The organism is Peribacillus sp. YIM B13472 (genome assembly GCF_042788005.1).
Classification (GTDB): Bacteria; Bacillota; Bacilli; order Bacillales; family DSM-1321; genus Peribacillus; species Peribacillus simplex_E.
Genome location: NZ_JBHZPG010000016.1, coordinates 1 through 18,671 on the forward strand (window position 1 = coordinate 1; position 18,671 = coordinate 18,671).

The 18,671-nt window shown below is 40.6% G+C and carries 16 protein-coding genes, 1 pseudogene, 1 riboswitch and 1 other annotated feature; of the genes and pseudogenes, 7 read left to right on the top strand and 10 right to left on the bottom strand.

Annotation, left to right across the window (positions count from 1 at the left end; genetic code table 11):
- Nucleotides 1-186 precede the first annotated feature (186 nt).
- The 3 genes from hmpA to ACFX4I_RS13780 all read right to left on the bottom strand — a co-directional run bounded on the left by hmpA (nt 187) and on the right by ACFX4I_RS13780 (nt 3,204).
- The gene (hmpA, locus tag ACFX4I_RS13770) at nt 187-1,407 is read right to left on the bottom strand and encodes an NO-inducible flavohemoprotein (protein ID WP_377421279.1); all 1,221 of its coding nucleotides are present in this window, start codon (nt 1,405-1,407) and stop codon (nt 187-189) included.
- A gap of 295 nt (nt 1,408-1,702) precedes the next feature.
- Nucleotides 1,703-2,686, bottom strand: coding sequence for a ketoacyl-ACP synthase III (locus tag ACFX4I_RS13775; RefSeq protein ID WP_309519392.1), 984 nt, complete (start codon nt 2,684-2,686; stop codon nt 1,703-1,705).
- A gap of 167 nt (nt 2,687-2,853) precedes the next feature.
- Entirely contained in the window at nt 2,854-3,204 is a 351-nt protein-coding gene (locus ACFX4I_RS13780) for a winged helix-turn-helix transcriptional regulator (RefSeq protein WP_230304019.1), read from the bottom strand.
- A 126-nt stretch (nt 3,205-3,330) separates the two neighbouring features.
- Between ACFX4I_RS13780 and ACFX4I_RS13785 the strand changes: the two genes are divergently transcribed.
- The gene (locus ACFX4I_RS13785) at nt 3,331-3,954 is read left to right on the top strand and encodes a nitroreductase family protein (RefSeq protein ID WP_309519391.1); all 624 of its coding nucleotides are present in this window, start codon (nt 3,331-3,333) and stop codon (nt 3,952-3,954) included.
- Between the two features lie 176 nt (nt 3,955-4,130).
- Here the strand turns inward: ACFX4I_RS13785 and ACFX4I_RS13790 are convergent.
- Nucleotides 4,131-4,447, bottom strand: a pseudogene (locus ACFX4I_RS13790) (ABC transporter permease subunit); the annotation flags it as partial.
- A 358-nt stretch (nt 4,448-4,805) separates the two neighbouring features.
- Between ACFX4I_RS13790 and ACFX4I_RS13795 the strand changes: the two are divergent.
- Nucleotides 4,806-5,336, top strand: coding sequence for an NAD(P)H-dependent oxidoreductase (locus ACFX4I_RS13795; RefSeq protein ID WP_275728715.1), 531 nt, complete (start codon nt 4,806-4,808; stop codon nt 5,334-5,336).
- A gap of 70 nt (nt 5,337-5,406) precedes the next feature.
- On the opposite strand, the gene ACFX4I_RS13800 is transcribed toward ACFX4I_RS13795, so the two are convergent.
- From ACFX4I_RS13800 to ACFX4I_RS13825, 6 genes are all read right to left on the bottom strand, one after another.
- On the bottom strand, nt 5,407-5,766 hold the full coding sequence (locus ACFX4I_RS13800; RefSeq protein ID WP_034305910.1) for a winged helix-turn-helix transcriptional regulator: 360 nt from the start codon (nt 5,764-5,766) through the stop codon (nt 5,407-5,409).
- 292 nt (nt 5,767-6,058) lie between these two features.
- Nucleotides 6,059-7,063, bottom strand: coding sequence for an ABC transporter permease (locus ACFX4I_RS13805; protein WP_230304016.1), 1,005 nt, complete (start codon nt 7,061-7,063; stop codon nt 6,059-6,061).
- A gap of 1 nt (nt 7,064) precedes the next feature.
- The gene (locus ACFX4I_RS13810) at nt 7,065-8,567 is read right to left on the bottom strand and encodes a sugar ABC transporter ATP-binding protein (RefSeq protein ID WP_230304015.1); all 1,503 of its coding nucleotides are present in this window, start codon (nt 8,565-8,567) and stop codon (nt 7,065-7,067) included.
- Nucleotides 8,568-8,624: 57 nt separating this feature from the next.
- On the bottom strand, nt 8,625-9,737 hold the full coding sequence (locus tag ACFX4I_RS13815; RefSeq protein WP_377421283.1) for a sugar ABC transporter substrate-binding protein: 1,113 nt from the start codon (nt 9,735-9,737) through the stop codon (nt 8,625-8,627).
- 115 nt (nt 9,738-9,852) lie between these two features.
- A riboswitch (SAM riboswitch) is annotated at nt 9,853-9,958 on the bottom strand.
- A 94-nt stretch (nt 9,959-10,052) separates the two neighbouring features.
- Nucleotides 10,053-12,794 carry a GTPase domain-containing protein gene (locus tag ACFX4I_RS13820; protein ID WP_283932518.1) on the bottom strand — a complete coding sequence of 914 codons (2,742 nt, stop codon included), beginning with the start codon at nt 12,792-12,794 and terminating at the stop codon, nt 10,053-10,055.
- 492 nt (nt 12,795-13,286) lie between these two features.
- On the bottom strand, nt 13,287-13,460 hold the full coding sequence (locus ACFX4I_RS13825) for a hypothetical protein (protein WP_164468807.1): 174 nt from the start codon (nt 13,458-13,460) through the stop codon (nt 13,287-13,289).
- A 207-nt stretch (nt 13,461-13,667) separates the two neighbouring features.
- Nucleotides 13,668-13,914, top strand: a binding site (T-box leader).
- A 98-nt stretch (nt 13,915-14,012) separates the two neighbouring features.
- Here ACFX4I_RS13825 and brnQ point away from each other — a divergent pair.
- The 5 genes from brnQ to ACFX4I_RS13850 all read left to right on the top strand — a co-directional run bounded on the left by brnQ (nt 14,013) and on the right by ACFX4I_RS13850 (nt 18,636).
- Nucleotides 14,013-15,344: a branched-chain amino acid transport system II carrier protein gene (gene brnQ / locus ACFX4I_RS13830; protein ID WP_283932517.1), complete on the top strand. Its 1,332-nt coding sequence runs from the start codon at nt 14,013-14,015 to the stop codon at nt 15,342-15,344.
- A gap of 122 nt (nt 15,345-15,466) precedes the next feature.
- The gene (locus ACFX4I_RS13835; protein ID WP_144527863.1) at nt 15,467-16,399 is read left to right on the top strand and encodes an aldo/keto reductase; all 933 of its coding nucleotides are present in this window, start codon (nt 15,467-15,469) and stop codon (nt 16,397-16,399) included.
- A gap of 171 nt (nt 16,400-16,570) precedes the next feature.
- Entirely contained in the window at nt 16,571-17,470 is a 900-nt protein-coding gene (locus ACFX4I_RS13840; RefSeq protein ID WP_377421286.1) for a DMT family transporter, read from the top strand.
- A gap of 114 nt (nt 17,471-17,584) precedes the next feature.
- On the top strand, nt 17,585-18,292 hold the full coding sequence (gene rluF / locus ACFX4I_RS13845) for a 23S rRNA pseudouridine(2604) synthase RluF (protein WP_230303811.1): 708 nt from the start codon (nt 17,585-17,587) through the stop codon (nt 18,290-18,292).
- 101 nt (nt 18,293-18,393) lie between these two features.
- Nucleotides 18,394-18,636, top strand: coding sequence for a hypothetical protein (locus ACFX4I_RS13850; RefSeq protein WP_377421378.1), 243 nt, complete (start codon nt 18,394-18,396; stop codon nt 18,634-18,636).
- Nucleotides 18,637-18,671 lie beyond the last annotated feature (35 nt).

Genomic DNA, 18,671 nt, shown 5'->3' on the forward strand with positions numbered 1-18,671 from the left:
TGAACACTCTGTACATTCTAAATACTAATAAATTAATTCAAACAAAGACATTGACTAATCGTAAGAAAGGCATGAGCACGGTAGATTACCGGGTTCATGCCCTTAAGGCTGCATAATTAAATAAAGTGCCTAACTTTTCGGGTTCACTTCAATGAAAGACCCTTTTTATTCACAAATTTAGTTTACTTATTTTTCTCCTAAAATAGCGAGTGGACTAAATACTTCATAATGAATATGGTCTTTCGATACACTCCATTTATTCAGGGCCTCATTGATTGCTTCCATAAAAGGAATAGGTCCGCAGAAATAAAAATTAGCTTCTTTTGATGGAACGATAGATTGCAGGAAGTCTAAACCTACGTATCCTTCTTTATCAAAATGTCCAGAGGTTCGATCGGCTTCTGTTGGTGTACCATAGACTACAAATGATTTTATATTTTGATGTTCATTCACTATTTGTTGCAGATGGTCTTTAAAAGCATGTGTTTGACTATTGCTTGTTGCATGGATAAACGTAACCTGACGTTGTGGTTGCTTTTCTATAATGGTGTTTAACATGCAAAGCAAAGGTGTAATTCCAATACCGCCACTAATTAGAACAACGGGTAAATCGGTGTTATCCAGTTCGAAGTCACCTGCAGGAGCAGAAAATTGCAGCGTATCTCCAACTTGCAGCTGTCTATGTAAATAGTTAGATACAATTCCAGATGGAGCATCTCCATGGACATCTTCACGTTTAACACTAATTCGGTAGTAATCCTTGCCAGGTGAATCCGAAAGACTGTAATGGCGTATGTGCGTATATTTCTCGCCAGGAATTTCAGCCTTAAGTGTTAGGTATTGCCCAGCATGATAGGAGGCAAAGGGTTTTCCGTCTGTAGGCTTTAGATAAAAGGAGGTTACCACATCACTTTCTTTTATCTTTTTATCGATATTGAAGCTTCGATATCCTTCCCATCCACCAGGCTGATGTTCTGTTTCCTCATAAAGGTTTTTTTCAATCTCAATAAAGGCATCTGCAATATAGCCATAGGCCTTTCCCCATGCCTCTATGATTTCATCTGTGGCTGCGTCACCCAACACATCTTTAACTGCTTGAAGCAACGTTTCACCTACAACCGGATACTGTTCAGGCTTGACCCCTATGGCACGATGTTTCTCAGTAACTCTTTTAATTACAGGTTTTATCGCTTCAAGGTTCGTAATATGTTTACCTGCAGCATAGACAGCATACCCCAAAGCCTCCTGTTGAATTCCTCTTTTTTGGTTCGTTTGGTTAAAAAGGTTATACAAATCAGGAGCTTTTGAAAATAGTAATTCATAGAATTTCTTTCCTATTGGTTTACTATGTTCCTTGAGAACAGGTGCTGTTGACTGAACGATTTCTATGGTCTTAGCATCAAGCATGTTAAAATTTCCTCCTCAAATTTCAGGGATATTTACTGTAAATAGCATTCCCGCTACATATAGGAGTAAACATGATATTTTGGCCCTGTTCACTGTTCACCTTATGACTAACCAACCCACACTTTTTACTAAAGGCGGGCTTCCGCCCATTTGGAGATTTTGAAATCCCTTAAGATAATTCAAAGACACCATACCTATTAGTACGGTGTCTTTTGTTATTTTGGTATCCTGTTAACTTAAACTGGCCCTTTAGATCAATAAGAACAAAGCTGCTGATCAATAGCAGAAAAAAGCGTTATAGGGTCCAATTGATAAGCAATCCTGCTTGTGCTAAACCACCACCGAAACCATATAATAAAATCTTCTCACCATTATTGAGCTTTCCTTCACTTACTCCTTGATCTAAAGATAATGGTATGGTTGCTGAAGAAGTATTTCCATACTCCACTAAGCTATATAAAGTACGCTCAATTGGAAAACCACTTCTATCACATATTGACTCAATCATTCTTAAATTTGCACTATGCGGAACAAACCAATTAACATCATTCAAATGAAAATCAGTATTTTTCATCACAGTTTGCATTCCTTTTGGAACAGTAGTAACAGCCCATTTATAAACCTCACGTCCATTTTGAACAAGGTTACCACTATTATTCAAGTCTTCACCATTTATACGTGTCGATAGGTTTGTACTATATAAATTTTTCCCGCCTTCTCCTTCCGAATATAAATGTGAAGAAATAAAACTTGGCTGTTTTTCATCATATTCTACAAGAACTGCTCCTCCACCATCTCCAAATAAAATACAAGTGGCTCGATCTTCATAGTCCATAATTTTAGATAAAGTATCAGCTCCAATAACAAGAACTTTCTTGTTTAAACCAGATGTTACTAATCCATTAGCTACATGCAACCCATAAGTAAATCCTGCACAAGCAGCGTTTAAATCAATAGCTCCAGTATTCTTAATACCTAGCTTTGCTTGGACTAAAGAAGCTACACTCGGAGTGTTGAAATCAGGTGTAAAGGTACAGACAATAATCATATCAACATCTTCGACAGATTTATCATACCGTTCCATTAAATCCTTTACAGCTTTATAACTTATATCACTAGTAAACTCTTCTTCATGTGAAATTCTTCGCTCTTTAATACCAGTACGTTTAACAATCCATTCATCATTGGTTTCAACCATTTTCTCTAAGTCCTTATTTGTTAACCTTTTTTCTGGAACATAAGAACCTATCGCAGTAATACGTGCTTTGGATTTGAACATAAAATAACCACCTCGTGTTATGAATCGCATCAATTTTATAACTGATATTAATACCTGGTACTAATTATAAAGAAAAAAAAATCTTATGCAACTACAGGTCACTTTAAACCCAAGGAAAAGCCATACTCCCAGTTGAAGTAAGGCAACACACACCATGCATCTATTACTTATTTATGATGACAGCAGATTTGTTCTTGTCTTTCGAGGTTTTGTTCGACTGCATATGTATTGCCCCATTCACACATTGTATTTAATACAGGTACAAAGGATTGACCTAACTCAGTTAAACTGTATTCTACTTTTGGCGGCACTTCTTTATATACTTCTCTTCGGACAAGCCCATCTCTTTCCAACTGCTTTAATTGGTCAGTTAAGACCTTCTGGGTAATGGCCGGTATTAGAATATAAAACTCTTTCGTTCTCATTGGTTTTTGACTCAGAAAAAAGAGGATTAAACATTTCCACTTTCCTCCTACAGTATTCATGAAAATATTTATTCCAGTATTCAGACTCTTCATTATTCATTCCTCCTGAATAGGCACATAAAGGTGGCTATGCCACTTTATTGTGCGTTATTTTCTACTACGTCATGGTCCATTATAATCGAATTATGAAGCAAATAGAACATTTTGGGAGTGAACACGATGAGTGTAAGAGAGATAATAGAAAAAAGACGTTCCGTAAGGCATTATGATCCCCATTATAAAATTAGTCCAGAAACTTTGGCGACATTTATTGAAGGAGCCAGTAAATCGCCTAACGGAAACAATATTCAAGCAACACGATATCTGGTTATAGATGAACCATATTTAAAAAATTTATTACTCCCCATCGCTTTTAATCAGCAACAGGTAATTGAAGCATCAGTACTAATTGTTGTACTAGGTGATTATCAAGCATTTGAGAAAGAAAATATCATAATGATACATGAGGATGGATTTCAAAAAGGTTATTTTGACGCATCATTAAGAGACCATCTAACAAACGCGGCAATCAATTATTATCTAAATAAATCTAAAGAAGATTTAAAGGTCGAATTAACAAGAGACGCAAGCCTGGCATCAATGTCGTTGCTTTTATTGGCGAACGAAGCAGGTCTTGAAACGATTACAATGTCCGGGTATGATTCTAAACAGTTAAAATCAGCCTTAAAAATTTCTGATAGGTATTTAGATGTCATGCTTATTGCCATGGGAAAAGGAATTAAGGAAGGTCACAAAACAGTAAGACACGATGTCAACAAAGTCATTTATAAAAACACAATATAGAGAGTGTATTTACTTTTTTAAACATTTGGATATTGAAATAAGTGTGGAAAGAGGGGTAAAAAGAACCCTCTTTTCTTTCTGCTTAATCTTTCGTAAAAATCACCGCGAGTTACCAGTCTCTTAAATCATCCACATACAGATTTATCACTTAGTCATATTAACGGGACGAATCCATTTTAGTGTTTTTGTTTGTAATAGGTTACCGCGAGTGCAAGGACAAGAACTGTTCCTTTGATGATATCCATCGCATCCATGATCATTCATTTTGAAGGAATCTGATCAGGACTGCACCGCTGAAGGTTCCAAAGGCATTAGGTTTTCCCGCTCCTAAGACGGAGGAACCAATGAAGGCTGCTGCGACGGCATCCATTAAATAGGGGGACCCTGAATTGATTTCCGATGTCATGACCCTTGAAGCTAGGACAATCCCCCCGATTGCAGCTAATAGAGCTGAAAGCAGATACGTATTAACTGATATTCCGGAAAGTCTGGCCCCCAATCTAAAAAGGAATCAATCACATCTCTTACAAATTCCCATTCCAGGCGCTTTTGTTTAAAGCCTTCTTCACCCACTGATGTAAGTCTGTAATATTTTCTTACACGAACAATTTGGGCTAATTCAAAGCCGTACATATCCCTCCTATGTATAAGTGACAGGATGAGCGTGTCTATCTGACCTTTTAAGATTCCCTTATTAATATCTTTCTTATATTGGAATTTGCAGATCGTTTTTTTAGTTAAACCTGATTTAACACTCTCCTTTAGGTAAGTACCTATACTAAAAGTGCATACTTACGCACTTGCAGAGTGCACTTTATACTTAATAAATAATAATTAAGGAGGAGAAATCTTTGAAAACTCTCGTTATCGTAGCACACCCCAGTCTAGAAACATCCGTCATAAATAAGCGATGGGTAGAAGCGCTAAGGAAATATCCGGAAAAGTATACAGTACACGAATTGTATAAGGTTTACCCTGACGGAAACATTAATGCGGAAAAAGAACAGCAATTAATCGAATCGCATAGTAATCTTGTTTTACAGTTCCCTTTTTATTGGTTTAATTGTCCGCCTCTCCTAAAAAGATGGCTTGACGATGTTTTTACTTATGGTTGGGCTTATGGTTCAAATGGAGGCGATAAATTAAAGAATCGCAAAGCTGCTTTAGCTGTATCTGCCGGAATTAACGAAGAGGATTATAGTGAAGAAGGAAGATATCGCTATACACTTGAACATTTATTATCTCCCTTTGAAACTACCTTCCTATACTGCAATGCAGATTATCGTTCATTCTTTGCGTTTTATGGTGCTGAAAATGAGCCATCCGTGAGCGAATTGGAAAAAAGCGCACAAGATTATTTGAATTTTGTCGATAACCTATAATAGGCAGTTCATAAAGAAGTATTTTCTTGTCAGGGAAATACTTCTTTTGATTTAATCAAAATAGCTACACCTACTGCTGTTTAGTCTCCTGAACTGGCAAACTGTTTTTCTCTCCCCACTCGCACATCATATTTAACAATGGGATGAGAGATAGACCACGTTCAGATAATGAATATTCTACTTTTGGAGGTATTTGGGGAAATTCCTTGCGTATGATAAGGCCGTCTGCCTCCAACTCTTTTAACATGATGCTTAGCGTTTTAAAGGAAATGGTACCGATACTTCGCTTCAGCTGATTATGACGCATGACCTTATTTTCAGACAGCCAATACATTATGATCATTTTATATTTGCCGCCTATCAAGGACAGCGTATATCCAAAGCCAGTTTCATTTGGTTTCACACCAGCCGGAACACAGGTTTCGCGCATAAGTTTACACTCTCCTTTAGATAAGTATATGATATGAATGTTCATACTTTACAATAGATCATTATCAATCTTATTAAAAGGTAAATAAGGTCCCTATAAAAATTACAATTGCGGTCAATCTTTATACTCCAACAATGAGGGTTCAAAAAGTGCTCCTGCCACCATTTTAGCGTAAGTAAAAGGATGACGATCTCCTTAACCCATCCCTTTTTAAAAAGGAAAAATCCTGTTGCATTACAACAGGATTTTTTCATATTTTTGGATATCTGTAGAGTAACGTAACGAATTCATTTTAATGTTTTTGCTTGTAATAGGTTACCGCGAGTGCAAGGGCCAGCACTGTTCCTTTGACGATATCCATCGCATAATACGGAACGGACATCATGATCAACCCATTTTGAAGGATTCCGATCAGGACTGCACCGACAAAGGTTCCAAAGGCATTCGGTTTTCCCGCTCCTAAAACGGAGGAACCAATGAAGGCTGCTGCGACGGCATCCATTAAATAGGGGGACCCTGAATTGATTTCCGATGTCATGACCCTTGAAGCTAGGACAATCCCCCCGATTGCAGCTAATAGAGCTGAAAGCAGATAGGCAAGGATTTTGTATTTATTGACCGATATCCCGGAAAGTCTAGCCGCTTCCTTATTTCCCCCAATAATGTACATATAACGACCGTGCTTCGTATAAGTCAAAAAGATATGGGTCGCAATCACAATGACTGCCATGATCAGGATTATCCATGGTACCTGACCAATTTTGGCGAAAAACGGGCTGATCAGTCCTGTTGCGAATGTTCCGTCGGGCATGACCATATTTTGCGAAACCGTGGCCCCTTTTGTATAGGTAAGGGCAATTCCCTGGATAATGAACATGGTAGCCAATGTCATCAGCATGTCGGGAATTCTCAATTTAACGATCATGAATGAATTCAAAGCCCCTACGACAAGCGAGGCGCCGATCGCAGCTAATATGGCGATTAATGTATCCTGCGAAAACCAGACAAACATTGATATGACGATGGCATTGGCCAATGATGCGACGGAGCCGACGGAAAGGTCGAAGCCATCCACGGTCAGGGATATAGTAATGCCGATCGCAATGATGGTCACGATTGAAATGGAACGCAGGATGTTGATCAGGTTATTCGTTTGAATGAAAGATGGATTGGACACGGCAAAAATCCCAATCAGAATGATAATCGTCAATATTGTACCGTATTTATAGAAAAAGTCGAATAGTTCCAGCTTTTTCTTCGCTTTCGCTGTCTGTGTAACAGGAATGGGTATGCTCATCCTATTTTCCTCCTGTTGAATAGAATAGTAGTTCTTCTTCATTCGTTTTGCTCGTTTCTAATTCGATGACAGTGCTCCCGTCATATAACACATATGTCCGGTTGGTGATGCCAATGATTTCGGAAAGCTCGGATGAGGCATAAATGATCGCTTTCCCATTCCTTGCAAGCTTTGCAATCAATTCGAATATATCCTTCTTGGCTCCAACATCGACCCCTTTCGTTGGTTCATCGAATATGTATACATCCGCATCGGCCATAAGCCATTTTCCGATGGCAACTTTTTGCTGGTTACCACCTGAAAGGTTTTCGACATTCACTTCCCCTGAAGGAGTTTTAATGCCGAGACTTGCGATCATTTCCTTCGCCTTTTCTTTTTCCGCCTTACGATCCACGAAACTGAACGTCTTGCAGAATTTGCCGAGACTGGCTGCAGTCAAGTTCGCCGAGACTGATTCCTGAACAAGGACCCCTTCTTTCCTGCGTTCCTCAGGTACAAGTGCCAGACCGCTTTTTACTGCTTCGTGCGGTGATTTCAAAGAAAGCTTTCGACCATTCAGGATGACTTCACCCGCTGTGATCGAAGTATGACCGAATAGGGTTTTACACAGCTCCGTTTTTCCCGCCCCGACTAAACCTGCCAAGCCGATTATCTCGCCTGCTTTAATATTCAGACTGACATTCTTGACTTTCTCGGCATCTGACAATCCGTTCACTTCCAGAATTACGTCCCCGATCGAAGCATTCACTTCTGGAAACTGGTCTTCCATGGTTTTACCGAGCATATTCTCTACCACTTCGTTACGGGTTATGTCCTCCTTCTTTCGACAAGTGACACGCTCCCCATTTCTCATGATCGTAATTTCTTCACAGATTTCAAAAATCTCAGGCAGACGATGTGAAATGAAAATGATTCCCACGCCTTTTTGCTTTAATTCATTTACAATTCGAAAAAGTTCTGTCGTCTCCGTATGGCTTAACGGAGCAGTTGGCTCATCGAGAATCAGGAATTTGCATTCTGTCGAAACGGCTCTTGCTATCAGGACCATCTGTTTTTCAGCCAAGGTAAGGTCTCTTACCAGCTTTTTCGAAGGGACACGAATTTTCATATCTTCAAGAATATGAGAGGCTTGTTTGTGCAGCTCTTTCCATTGGACCCTCTGTTTTTTTCCCATGTTTTGGACCATATCATTCAACATTACATTTTCCCCAACCGTTAAGTAAGGGATGAGGGCTGTATCCACTTCCTGATAAACAATTTGAATGCCTTGTTCCTGTGCCGCTTTTGGCGAGCGGATATCCCGCCTCACCCCATCAATAAAAATGTCACCTGAATAATGAACATGGGCTCCCGATAAAACTTTCATTAACGTCGATTTCCCTGCTCCGTTTGCACCGACCAATGCGTGGGCTGTCCCTGATTGTACGGAAAAATCAACTTCACTCAGCGCCTTCACCCCCGGAAATTCAATCGAAATCTTCTTCATTTCTAGTTGCGTGCCCATGTCCATTCCCCCTTATTGAACAGACACTCCCTTCTACTTGAAAGAGAGTGTCTCTTTTTACTTTTTATAATGATCTTTCAAAACTTTCATCCAATCTTCTTCAAATTCCGTCGATACACCCCAGCCATCGACAATACCAGACAGATTTGCCATGTTTACCGCTTCCTTTGAAGCTTGGACTTGCTTTTGTGAAATGAGTGAAGCCTCTAAGTCATAGGTTTGCGGCGTTTCTTCGCCCGCTAATTTTTTAGCCAATATCCTCATATTCACTGCACCGATCAACTTGGGATCGACTGCTGCGGTGTAGGACCATGAGCTATCAGCCGATTGGATTTCCTGGAGATCTGCGTTAGATACATCAATACCATATATCTTCACTTCATCGCGGCCCGCTTCTTTAATCGCCCGGGCTGCACCGATGGCAAAGGCATCCCATGTTGCGAAAATCGCATCCAATTTACCTTTAGGGTATTTATTCAGCATTGCGGCTACAGCATTTTGTGTCTGAACCGAAGTATCAGCTGATGCCACTCCGAATCTTTCGACTTCTTTAATTCCAGGATTTTCTTTTAATTTTTCCTGATAGACTGCATTTCTTCTTACCATTGGAGGAAAACCATCCACCCAAAGATATGCAATTGCCGCTTCACCATTCTGCTCTTTTATCAATTTATCAAAAGCCAGTGTTGCCAACGCTTCATCATCCTGTGAAGTTAATGTCACGCCCTCTATTTTAGATAAATCGCTTATTGAATCGAATGTGACAACGCTTTTACCTGCATCAACCAACTTCTGAACGTCATTTACAGTTGCAACATCATCACCATGTGAAATGATATAGCCGTCGTAATCTTCCTCCAAAGCCTGTGCTATCGCATCATGGAATTTAGCCGTATCACCATTGGCTGTGTACGTATCGACTTGAAACCCCAGTGCTTCTCCTTCTTCTTTCGCCCCCGCCAGGTATTGGGCAGTATGATCATCACCGCCAATTTTACGGATCACCTTGATTTTGGCTCCATCGCCATCAGCAAATCTCTCCGGGACATTTTCAAATGATACTTTTTCTTCTTTCTTCGATTCTGTGGAACTCTGCCCCGCAGAGCAACCCGTTAAAAGCAAAGCCGAAGCGATGGCAGAAATGAATATCCCTTTAATAGACCTTCTCATCTTGTTTCCCTCCATGTTTTCTCATTAGTCTTATCAGTTAAGTCGGTGTAAATCCCAAAATAAAAACCTCTCTAATATAGAGAGGTTTAATCGGCTGTTTTGCAGACTTGTCCCTCTCTTATCTGTCAAAACATTTCTGTTTTGCAGGATTTAGCACCAATTCCTAATGGAACGGTTGCTGGGCATCTTAGGGCCAGTCCCTCCGCCACTCTTGATAAGAGATATATTGTGTTACGTTTTCGTAATTATCACTTTATAGGGATATAGTCGTAAAGTCAATAGATTTTTGAATATTTGAAATGTTTCCCGTTATTTTTATTTTCTTTGAAGCTGGGCTAAACGCTTTTTCTCGATTTTTTCAAGCCTCTCCAACTGCCTTAATTTCACTTCGAACAACGTGATCGGATCACGGTAAACTTCCGGATTTTCTTTCATATGCTCCAATGCAGCCTGGTAGTCTTTTATTTCAGTCTGCGTCTGCTCTATCGTTTTTTGAAGTAAGGCAAATGAACTGCGATAGAAAAGTGAGATGTCCCGATCCAATGATTTTTCAAACAATCCAAATTGGGTTAGGAAACGTTCCGTGATCATTTCGGCAACATCCAGGTAATCTTCACTTTCCAGGTATTTCTTGTAACGATTGTACATATTGGCCTTATTTTGCGGTATCGCCCCAAATAGCTTCCCTGCTCCTTTAAGCAGCAATTGTGATGGAGTCCTGCGCAAAAGGATATTAACGTTTTCGATGCGGATACTGCTTGTCATCCGGTCGGCATCACGGCGCCAGTCATCCAATACCCTGAAGTCACCTGCCAGCGTAATCCGTTCTTCTTTGTATAATTCATTGAATCCGGCACTCATCTCATCCATGAACTGCTGGCTTTGTGAGAACTCCATTTGGGAACTGGCAATCCAGTCTTGAAGAGAACGGTAATATTGAGGCATGATCTTGTCAGAAATGAAGTTTTGAATCCGCTCATTCATTTCCTGGTTTAACTGTACATGGACCTGACTGAAATCACTGCTTTCCGTTAACGATTTAGAGCAATCCCTCAGTAATTCAGGAATTTTTGAATAAAGCTGACTTTTCACTTCGTCCTTAAGCGAACGATACGACCTTATGATATTTTCACTTTTTTCTTTTTCCAGATCAGCCAGTTGATTGACCGCTCCATTCAGTTTGACTTCCATCTGCTCATTCCAAGAGATGGAATGCTCGCATTTCCGCTCATTGGCTGTCCGTTTTTCTAATAGATAAGATAAGGTTTTACGAATGAATGCCAGGATTTTTTCAGATCTTCTTTCCTTCCAATTATCATCTTGATAATTCGATTGAAGGAAGGCTGAAAGGTCCTTCAATTGCTGCCTGCTGTCATAATGTTTGGAGAAAGCGAACACTTTCGCATTCGGGAAATATGCATTCACTTTATCCCATGTTTCGTCTTCCATCCGGACTGCAACCTGATCACTGTATATCGTATCCATTTTATTTAATAGGAAATGGATCGGCAGTTTCGGTGCCATCATTTGAATTTCCAATAACAGATCCCTTTCGCTGCCGGTGAAAGGAGCCCGGGCGTCAAGAACGAACATCAGGCCATCACTGCCATGTAAATAGCCTTGGAAATCGGATTCCACGCTTTGTTCCCCATTGAACCCCGGTGTATCCAATAATCGCAAATGATTATTTCTTAGGTAGTCACTGATGATTGTCACATCGACAATAGTCCCGCGCTGACGGCGTGTTTCATCCAAATCAGTTAGCTCCTCGACAACTTTGCTATCTGTATCGGTAATTTCAAGGATTTCCAAATCATCCCCGTCTTTGACACTGACTAGGGAAGAATGGTCCTCAGCGGCAATGCTCTCTCCAACGATTGACTGAATGAAGGATGTCTTGCCATTTCCTGTACTTCCTGCAAGAAGGAGATTGAAATTGCTGGTATCTTTAAGCCCCTCCACCATCCATTTAAGCTTATTTCCAACCCTTAAATCATTATCTTCAGCCCACTGGATAATGGAATTGAACAGTTTCTCCCCCGCTTCCAGTCCGCCTCCCAATTTAGGCGATTTCGAAAGCAGGCTCTCTGCATCCTGAATGACCAGCGCATTGATCGTATCCGGGAAGATTTCATTCCAGGACAACGTGGATGCCGCCGCAAACAGCGAAAGCTCCCCGTCTGCGATTTTGAGCCAGTTTTCCAGCAACCTTGGCACGACAGGACTTAATTCTTTGATTAGGTGCGTTCCTTCTAACAAACCTGCATATGCATCCCTGTAATAGACGGAAAGCTCATCCCATACATCCGCATGGTTCAATTCGATGGTATCTATCAAATTATTAATCACTCTTAACCATTCGAAATAAGCATCCGTATATTTATAATTTTTCCAAAGGGCAACCGTCATTTTCTCGAAACGTTCCTGGTCGAGTGTGTATAGCGAACCAAGGACAGTTGAGAAATAATCCGGCTCCATCGATTGGGCAACACCCTGCTGGATATACGTTTTCAGCACATCGAACCAGCCCATTGACTCTGTACGGATACTTTCATTCGCCGCTAATACCACCGCACTGTTCCAATCCTTTTGTTCTTCAAAAAAGGCGCGTGCGATTTCAGTGACATTCGGGTAGTCTGGTTGAAACTCGACTGCTTCTTTCACGACTTTGGAAGCCAAATCATTTCTCGATTCCACTATGTACAGGGAAAACAGCTGCAAAAGAACTTCTGTTTTCAAGACCGCTTCATTCGTATCGACGGATTTATAGATATCCTCTGCGGTTGAATACATTTCCAATTCAAAATAAGCATCAGCAATATTTTTCTTCGCCCATGAGCCAAGTTCCCCTTCTATGTTCTCCCATTTAAAAATGGCTGCTTCATAGTCATGGTGCTGAAAATATACCTCTCCTTGAGCAAATCTAATTGCGGTTAAATCAGATCTTTCCTTTTTTTGTTCCACGAGGAACATTTCACCCAAAGCTTGGATGGGGTGCTTCCTTGTATCCTCAAGCATCGTTTCATAATATTTTTTTCCGATCAGACGTTCGTCCATCTTTATTCCCCCGATATATTTCATATTTTCAATTAAAGGATAATCACTGATTCTATAAGCCTTATAGCAGACCTAATATTCAATTTATAGGTTCCTTTAGTTAAAAAATCATTTACAAAACCTTAAAATGTTATTTTAGCAAAACAATATGGTAACAACATGTCACCACTCTTACAATTTTAAAACAGAAACAACTGGAACTGTAATGTTTTTAATAAACCGATACAGAGATGTCATTTCCATTTTCGAGAAAATATGTTTTTCTAGTTTTACCACATATCAGCTAGAAGTGAGCGAACCATTCGCCATCCCTCTAAATGACCAGAAGCCCAGTCCTTCAACTTACCTATAAACGGGAAAAAAAATCACTCTGGCTCGTCCATTACTTAATCCCCATTTTTGCATTCATATAAAAAAGCAGTACCCTCATTCATAAAAGGTAACTGCTCACTGATAAGCTCCGAACAGTACTTGTCCTTTGACGAATTAGGATTATACCCCTGTACGCTTACGTTGGTTATTCGGCTTTTTGGTCAACTGGCTTTTAAGCTGTTTCGTTTTCTTCACAACGCCTGTTTCCAGTTTATCTTTACTTGATCCTGCTTGCTTTTGAGCCAGTTTTTGTTTGACTGCATCCGCCAGGCTTAATTTTTTATTTTCAGACATGCTGTTGTCTCCTTTAGTGTTCTGCCTTCTATTATAATATAGTTGCGATTAGAAAGATAATAGGGAGTAATATCCTATTCTTCTTCAAAAAACACTCTTGATAAAGGAGGTTTCGCCAAATGGGGACTAATTTCCTGCTCCTTTGAAAGGATTAATGATAAATTATGTTGACTTCATAATCAGAATTTGCTAAATTATCTTTATATTATAAAATCTATGAAGAGAAAGAGTAAGATGAGAACCCTGTTCCACAGAGAGTCGACATGTGGTGGAAGTCGACGTCCAAGGCCTATCCGAAAATCATCTCTGAGATGCAAAGCTGAAAATGCAGTAGGCTTTGACGGGTTTCCGCCGTTACAATGGATCACGTATGAATTCGTACGTTGACTGAGTGCCGCAGCTTCTTTGAAGTGCGGAATATGGGTGGTAACGCGAGCACAAACTCGTCCCTGATTTTTCAGGGGCGAGTTTTTTATTTGCACAAAACACTTTAATTAGCCTTTTTCAGGCCAGTCGGCGGGAGTTATCATTTTAAAAAAAGGAGAAATCACCATGAAAAAAACAGACACATTATTTATCGGCCTTATGCTTTTCTCAATGTTTTTCGGAGCCGGGAATCTTATATTCCCTCCATTTTTAGGAGCATCTTCGGGAACTTCCTTTTGGCCAGCCATTGCCGGTTTTGTTGTAACCGGAGTCGGCCTGCCAATTTTGGTGCTTCTTGCAGTCTCACTTGTTAAAGGCGGCGCACAAACTATCGGGGCCCGTGTACATCCTCTATTCAGCACGTTGTTCATGGTGGTCATCTATTTAAGCATCGGGCCTTTTCTGGCCATTCCAAGAAATGCGAATGTTGCCTATGAAATGGGCTTCAAGCCGTATTTTGGCGACTCAATGAATCAATCACTATTCCTATTCATTTTCACAACCATATTTTTCATCACAGCTTATGCCATTTCATTGAATCCAGAAAAAATGGAAACCTTCATGGGACGCTGGATTACACCCGTTCTACTTCTGTCCATGGTCATTCTCTGTGTCGTTGGGTTCGTAAAGCTTGATGCTCCATTCCAAGCTCCAACCGAAGCATATGCTGCAGGCGCATTTTCAAAAGGGTTCATTGAAGGTTACAACACGATGGATGCACTAGCTGCCTTGGCATTCGGAATCGTCATCCTGACTTCAATCCAGCAAAGGGGGATTTCCGAACGAAAACAATTGACGAGATATACAGTAAAAGCTGGTCTCATCGCTGGTGTTTTGCTTTCTTTAGTTTATATCTCCTTAGGTGTAATGGGAGCACGCATGGCAGCCGATGGGTCATTTGAAAACGGAACGGACATCCTCACTGTCGCATCCACCCTTTTACTTGGTACTGGCGGGAAGGTCCTTCTCGGCATCATTTTCACTTTAGCATGCTTCACCACCGTCGTCGGGTTGACGACTGCTTGCGGACAGTATTTCTCGAAACTTTTCCCCAAGCTGAACTATAAAACCGTCATTCTGATTGTTACAATCGTCGGTTTCACTCTTTCAAATATGGGTCTGAATCAAATTTTGAAAGTATCGGTACCATTTCTTGTGATGGCATATCCGTTAACGATCGTCCTGATTGTCCTGACATTCTTCAGCCGTCATTTCAAAAACCCGAAGAAGGTTTATCGCAGTGCAATGACTTTCACAGGAGTTTTCGCCTTGATAGATGGACTGAATGCTTTCGGCTTACAATTAGGACCCGTGCAAACGTTGAGTGATGTCCTTCCCCTTTCTGCCTACGGCATGGAGTGGATCATCCCTGCTCTTGTCGGTATAGCCTTTGGCCTTCTGCTCAGTCAAATCGGACAAACAGCTCCGGTTGAGGAGTTGGAAATCGAAACACTATAATAATGAAGTAAGCAGGTGATTTTACGGATCACCTGCTTATTTTGTACACGCATGCACTGCTTTATTTTGGAAATCGACATCCACTTTTTGTTATGATGGGGTCAAAGGAGATGATAAGTAATATGTCTAAGCAAACCCGTATTGGTAAAACAGATCTGTATGTAAATCCGATTGGCCTTGGCACGAATGCAATTGGCGGACATAACCTTTTCCCTAATCTAAGTGAGGATACAGGAAGGGATGTTTTGAGAACGGCATTGGAAGAGGGAATCAACTTTTGGGATACAGCTTACATTTACGGTCCTGAGCGTTCTGAAGAACTTATCGGTGAAATCCTTAAAGAGAGTCGCAAACGCGAGGATATAGTCCTTGCCACTAAAGGGGCACATAAATTTGCCGATGGCAACATTGTCTTTGATAACTCTCCGGCTTTTCTGAAAAATGCTGTGGAATCGAGTCTAAAAAGGCTCCAAACGGACTACATCGACTTATTCTATATCCATTTCCCTGATGAGGATACCCCTAAAGATGAAGCAGTAGGTGCCTTAAAGGAATTGAAGGATGCAGGCAAAATCAAGTCAATCGGCGTCTCGAACTTTTCGTTCGAACAATTGAAGGAAGCGAATAAAGACGGCTATGTCGATGTGTTGCAATCCGAGTACAATCTATTCAAACGGGAGGCAGAACAAGACCTACTGCCATATACAGCCGAAAATAATATTTCCTTCATTCCTTATTTCCCCCTTGCTTCCGGTCTGCTTGGCGGCAAATATAATCAGGAATCAACATTCGAGGACGGCAGGGCAAAAAGTCCGCTTTTCCAAGGACAAGCCTTTGTAAGCAACCTGCAAAAAGTGGAAGAAGTCCGGGCGATTGCCAACAGGAAGCATACCGATGTCGCCGATGTCGTACTAGCTTGGTATTTAACTCGGCACTCGATAGATGTACTGATTCCTGGAGCGAAAAAGCCTGAACAGGTCACACGCAACTTACAAGCATTGGATGTCGATTTAACCATGGATGAAATCGCCGAAATCAGTGCCATTTTCGCTTAACATAGATGTGAGAAAAGGCTGTTCAGCTCATGAACGGCCTTTTTCTATTTATCCTGCTCTTTTGGTTTCATCCTTGTACAAAAATTGACTACTAGGCTCGCTATATTGCTTAGGTACTCCTGTTTTGATATATTTAGTGAATATTCCACCAATTAAGGAAGAGGCAGTCTGATGAAAAAATCTATTGTTATTTTATTTCTTATCTTGGCAAATTTGTTTTGGGCCGGTAATTACATTTTCGGAAAATACGTTGTGACCGAACTTTCACCAATCCAACTAACATTTACGCGATGGCTAATGGCCATTTTCTTATTGTTTCCTTTATCCCAATGGATTGAAAAGCCAAATTGGAAGAGTGTATGGAAAGAATGGAGATTGCTGTTAGTCATGGGTGTGCTCGGAATCATCAGTTATAATTTTTTCCTTTATTGGGCTCTGACCTATACAACTTCCATGAATGCCGCTCTTGTCAATTCCATGAACCCTGCCTTAATTGTGCTTTTTTCCGCTTTGATGTTAAAGGAGAAAATTTCATCCCTCCATGCACTCGGACTTATCATATCTTTATTCGGCGTTTTATTGGTCTTGACAAAAGGACACCTTCTGGATATCTTCCAGCTCACTTACAATAAAGGCGACTTATTGATGATTCTGGCGATTCTCGTTTGGACCTTCTATTCAATGATCGGTAAAAAACTGAAAGACATTCCGATCATCTCAGCCACTGCCGTTTCCGTATTTCTCGGATTGATTCTCGTCGCTCCATTCGCCATTGGCTCGGGAATGAACCTTGATTTAAGCAGTGAAGCCATCAAGGGTCTATTATATATTGGAATCTTCCCGTCTGTCGGTTCCTTTATTTTCTGGAATATTTCCCTTCGTCATATCAATGCTAGCCAGGCTGGAATTTATCTAAATTTGATTGCCGTATTTACCGCCATTCTTAGCCTGATCTTAGGTCATACCATTACCATGGTCCAAATCCTGGGAGGTCTTTTTGTCTTCATTGGCGTCTACCTGACAAGCAAAAAGAAAAAGGAATATCAGGCAGCTGTCACGAAGAACATGTAAAGAACATCCAGTAATTCTCACCAACTATGCTTTCTTGTCTTTTCCCCTTGTCTATGCACCATGATTTACGTTATCCTTTAAAGAAGAAAATCTGAATGTAAAGGTGTGCTTTAGTTGAGGATCAATAAATATATCAGTGAATCCGGAGTTACCTCGCGACGAGGCGCAGACAAATGGATAGCCGAGGGCCGTGTGACGATTAATGGCACTGTAGCTGAGCTAGGCAGTCAAGCTGAACCCGGTGATGATGTTCGTGTAGATGGCAAGCCGATAAAAGTGGAACAGCAAAATGTCTATATTGCACTGAATAAGCCGATAGGGATTACAAGTACGACGGAAAAACACATAAAAGGGAATATCGTTGATTTTGTAAATCATCCGCTTCGCATTTTTCATATCGGACGCCTGGACAAAGACTCAAGCGGTCTGATCCTTCTTACAAATGATGGAGACATCGTAAATGAAATCCTTCGTGCAGAAAACAAACATGAAAAGGAATACATCGTAACCGTGGATAAACCACTTACCGCTTCCTTCATTAAAGATATGTCATCCGGAGTGGAGATTTTGGACACGAAAACACTTCCATGTAAGGTTGAACAGTTGACCAAATATACATTTAACATCACTTTGATGCAAGGACTGAACAGACAAATCCGCCGTATGTGCTCCGCACTAGGGTACGAAGTCCGTGAATTACATCGAATCCGGATCATGAACATCCATCTGGACGGACTGGCGAACGGACAATGGCGCGACCTGACCGAGGATGAATTGACGGAACTATTTAAGGAATTGGATTACACCCCAAGGCAAAGATGATAATGAAGATGCCCCCAGAATTCCGGGGGCATCGCTTTTTTAATTTCAGAAGAATTTTCGGAAAAATTTTCTATTTTATTCTTATTTGGGTACTTTTATTCGTGAGTTTAACGGATTTACTCGTGAGTTTTGCACTTTTACTCGTGAATTTTACGCTTTTACTCGTGAGTTTCGCATTTTTACTCGTGAATTTTGCACTTTTACTCGTGAATTTTACGCTTTTACTCGTGAGTTTCGCATTTTTACTCGTGAGTTTTGCACTTTTACTCGTGAGTTTCACGCTTTCACTCGTGAGTTTTGCGGTTTTACTCGGAGCATGCATGGCAAATCTCGCATTGGGATAAGTGATCGAGCCGCCACCAATCACAACAATTTTGAG

Coding starts and splice junctions, on each gene's coding strand:
- hmpA (WP_377421279.1), bottom strand. CDS start 1,407: ATGCTTGATGCTAAGACCATAGAAATCGTTCAGTCAACAGCACCTGTT.
- ACFX4I_RS13775 (WP_309519392.1), bottom strand. CDS start 2,686: ATGTTCAAATCCAAAGCACGTATTACTGCGATAGGTTCTTATGTTCCA.
- ACFX4I_RS13780 (WP_230304019.1), bottom strand. CDS start 3,204: ATGAAGAGTCTGAATACTGGAATAAATATTTTCATGAATACTGTAGGA.
- ACFX4I_RS13785 (WP_309519391.1), top strand. CDS start 3,331: ATGAGTGTAAGAGAGATAATAGAAAAAAGACGTTCCGTAAGGCATTAT.
- ACFX4I_RS13800 (WP_034305910.1), bottom strand. CDS start 5,766: ATGCGCGAAACCTGTGTTCCGGCTGGTGTGAAACCAAATGAAACTGGC.
- ACFX4I_RS13805 (WP_230304016.1), bottom strand. CDS start 7,063: ATGAGCATACCCATTCCTGTTACACAGACAGCGAAAGCGAAGAAAAAG.
- ACFX4I_RS13810 (WP_230304015.1), bottom strand. CDS start 8,567: ATGGGCACGCAACTAGAAATGAAGAAGATTTCGATTGAATTTCCGGGG.
- ACFX4I_RS13815 (WP_377421283.1), bottom strand. CDS start 9,737: ATGAGAAGGTCTATTAAAGGGATATTCATTTCTGCCATCGCTTCGGCT.
- ACFX4I_RS13820 (WP_283932518.1), bottom strand. CDS start 12,794: ATGGACGAACGTCTGATCGGAAAAAAATATTATGAAACGATGCTTGAG.
- ACFX4I_RS13825 (WP_164468807.1), bottom strand. CDS start 13,460: ATGTCTGAAAATAAAAAATTAAGCCTGGCGGATGCAGTCAAACAAAAA.
- brnQ (WP_283932517.1), top strand. CDS start 14,013: ATGAAAAAAACAGACACATTATTTATCGGCCTTATGCTTTTCTCAATG.
- ACFX4I_RS13835 (WP_144527863.1), top strand. CDS start 15,467: ATGTCTAAGCAAACCCGTATTGGTAAAACAGATCTGTATGTAAATCCG.
- ACFX4I_RS13840 (WP_377421286.1), top strand. CDS start 16,571: ATGAAAAAATCTATTGTTATTTTATTTCTTATCTTGGCAAATTTGTTT.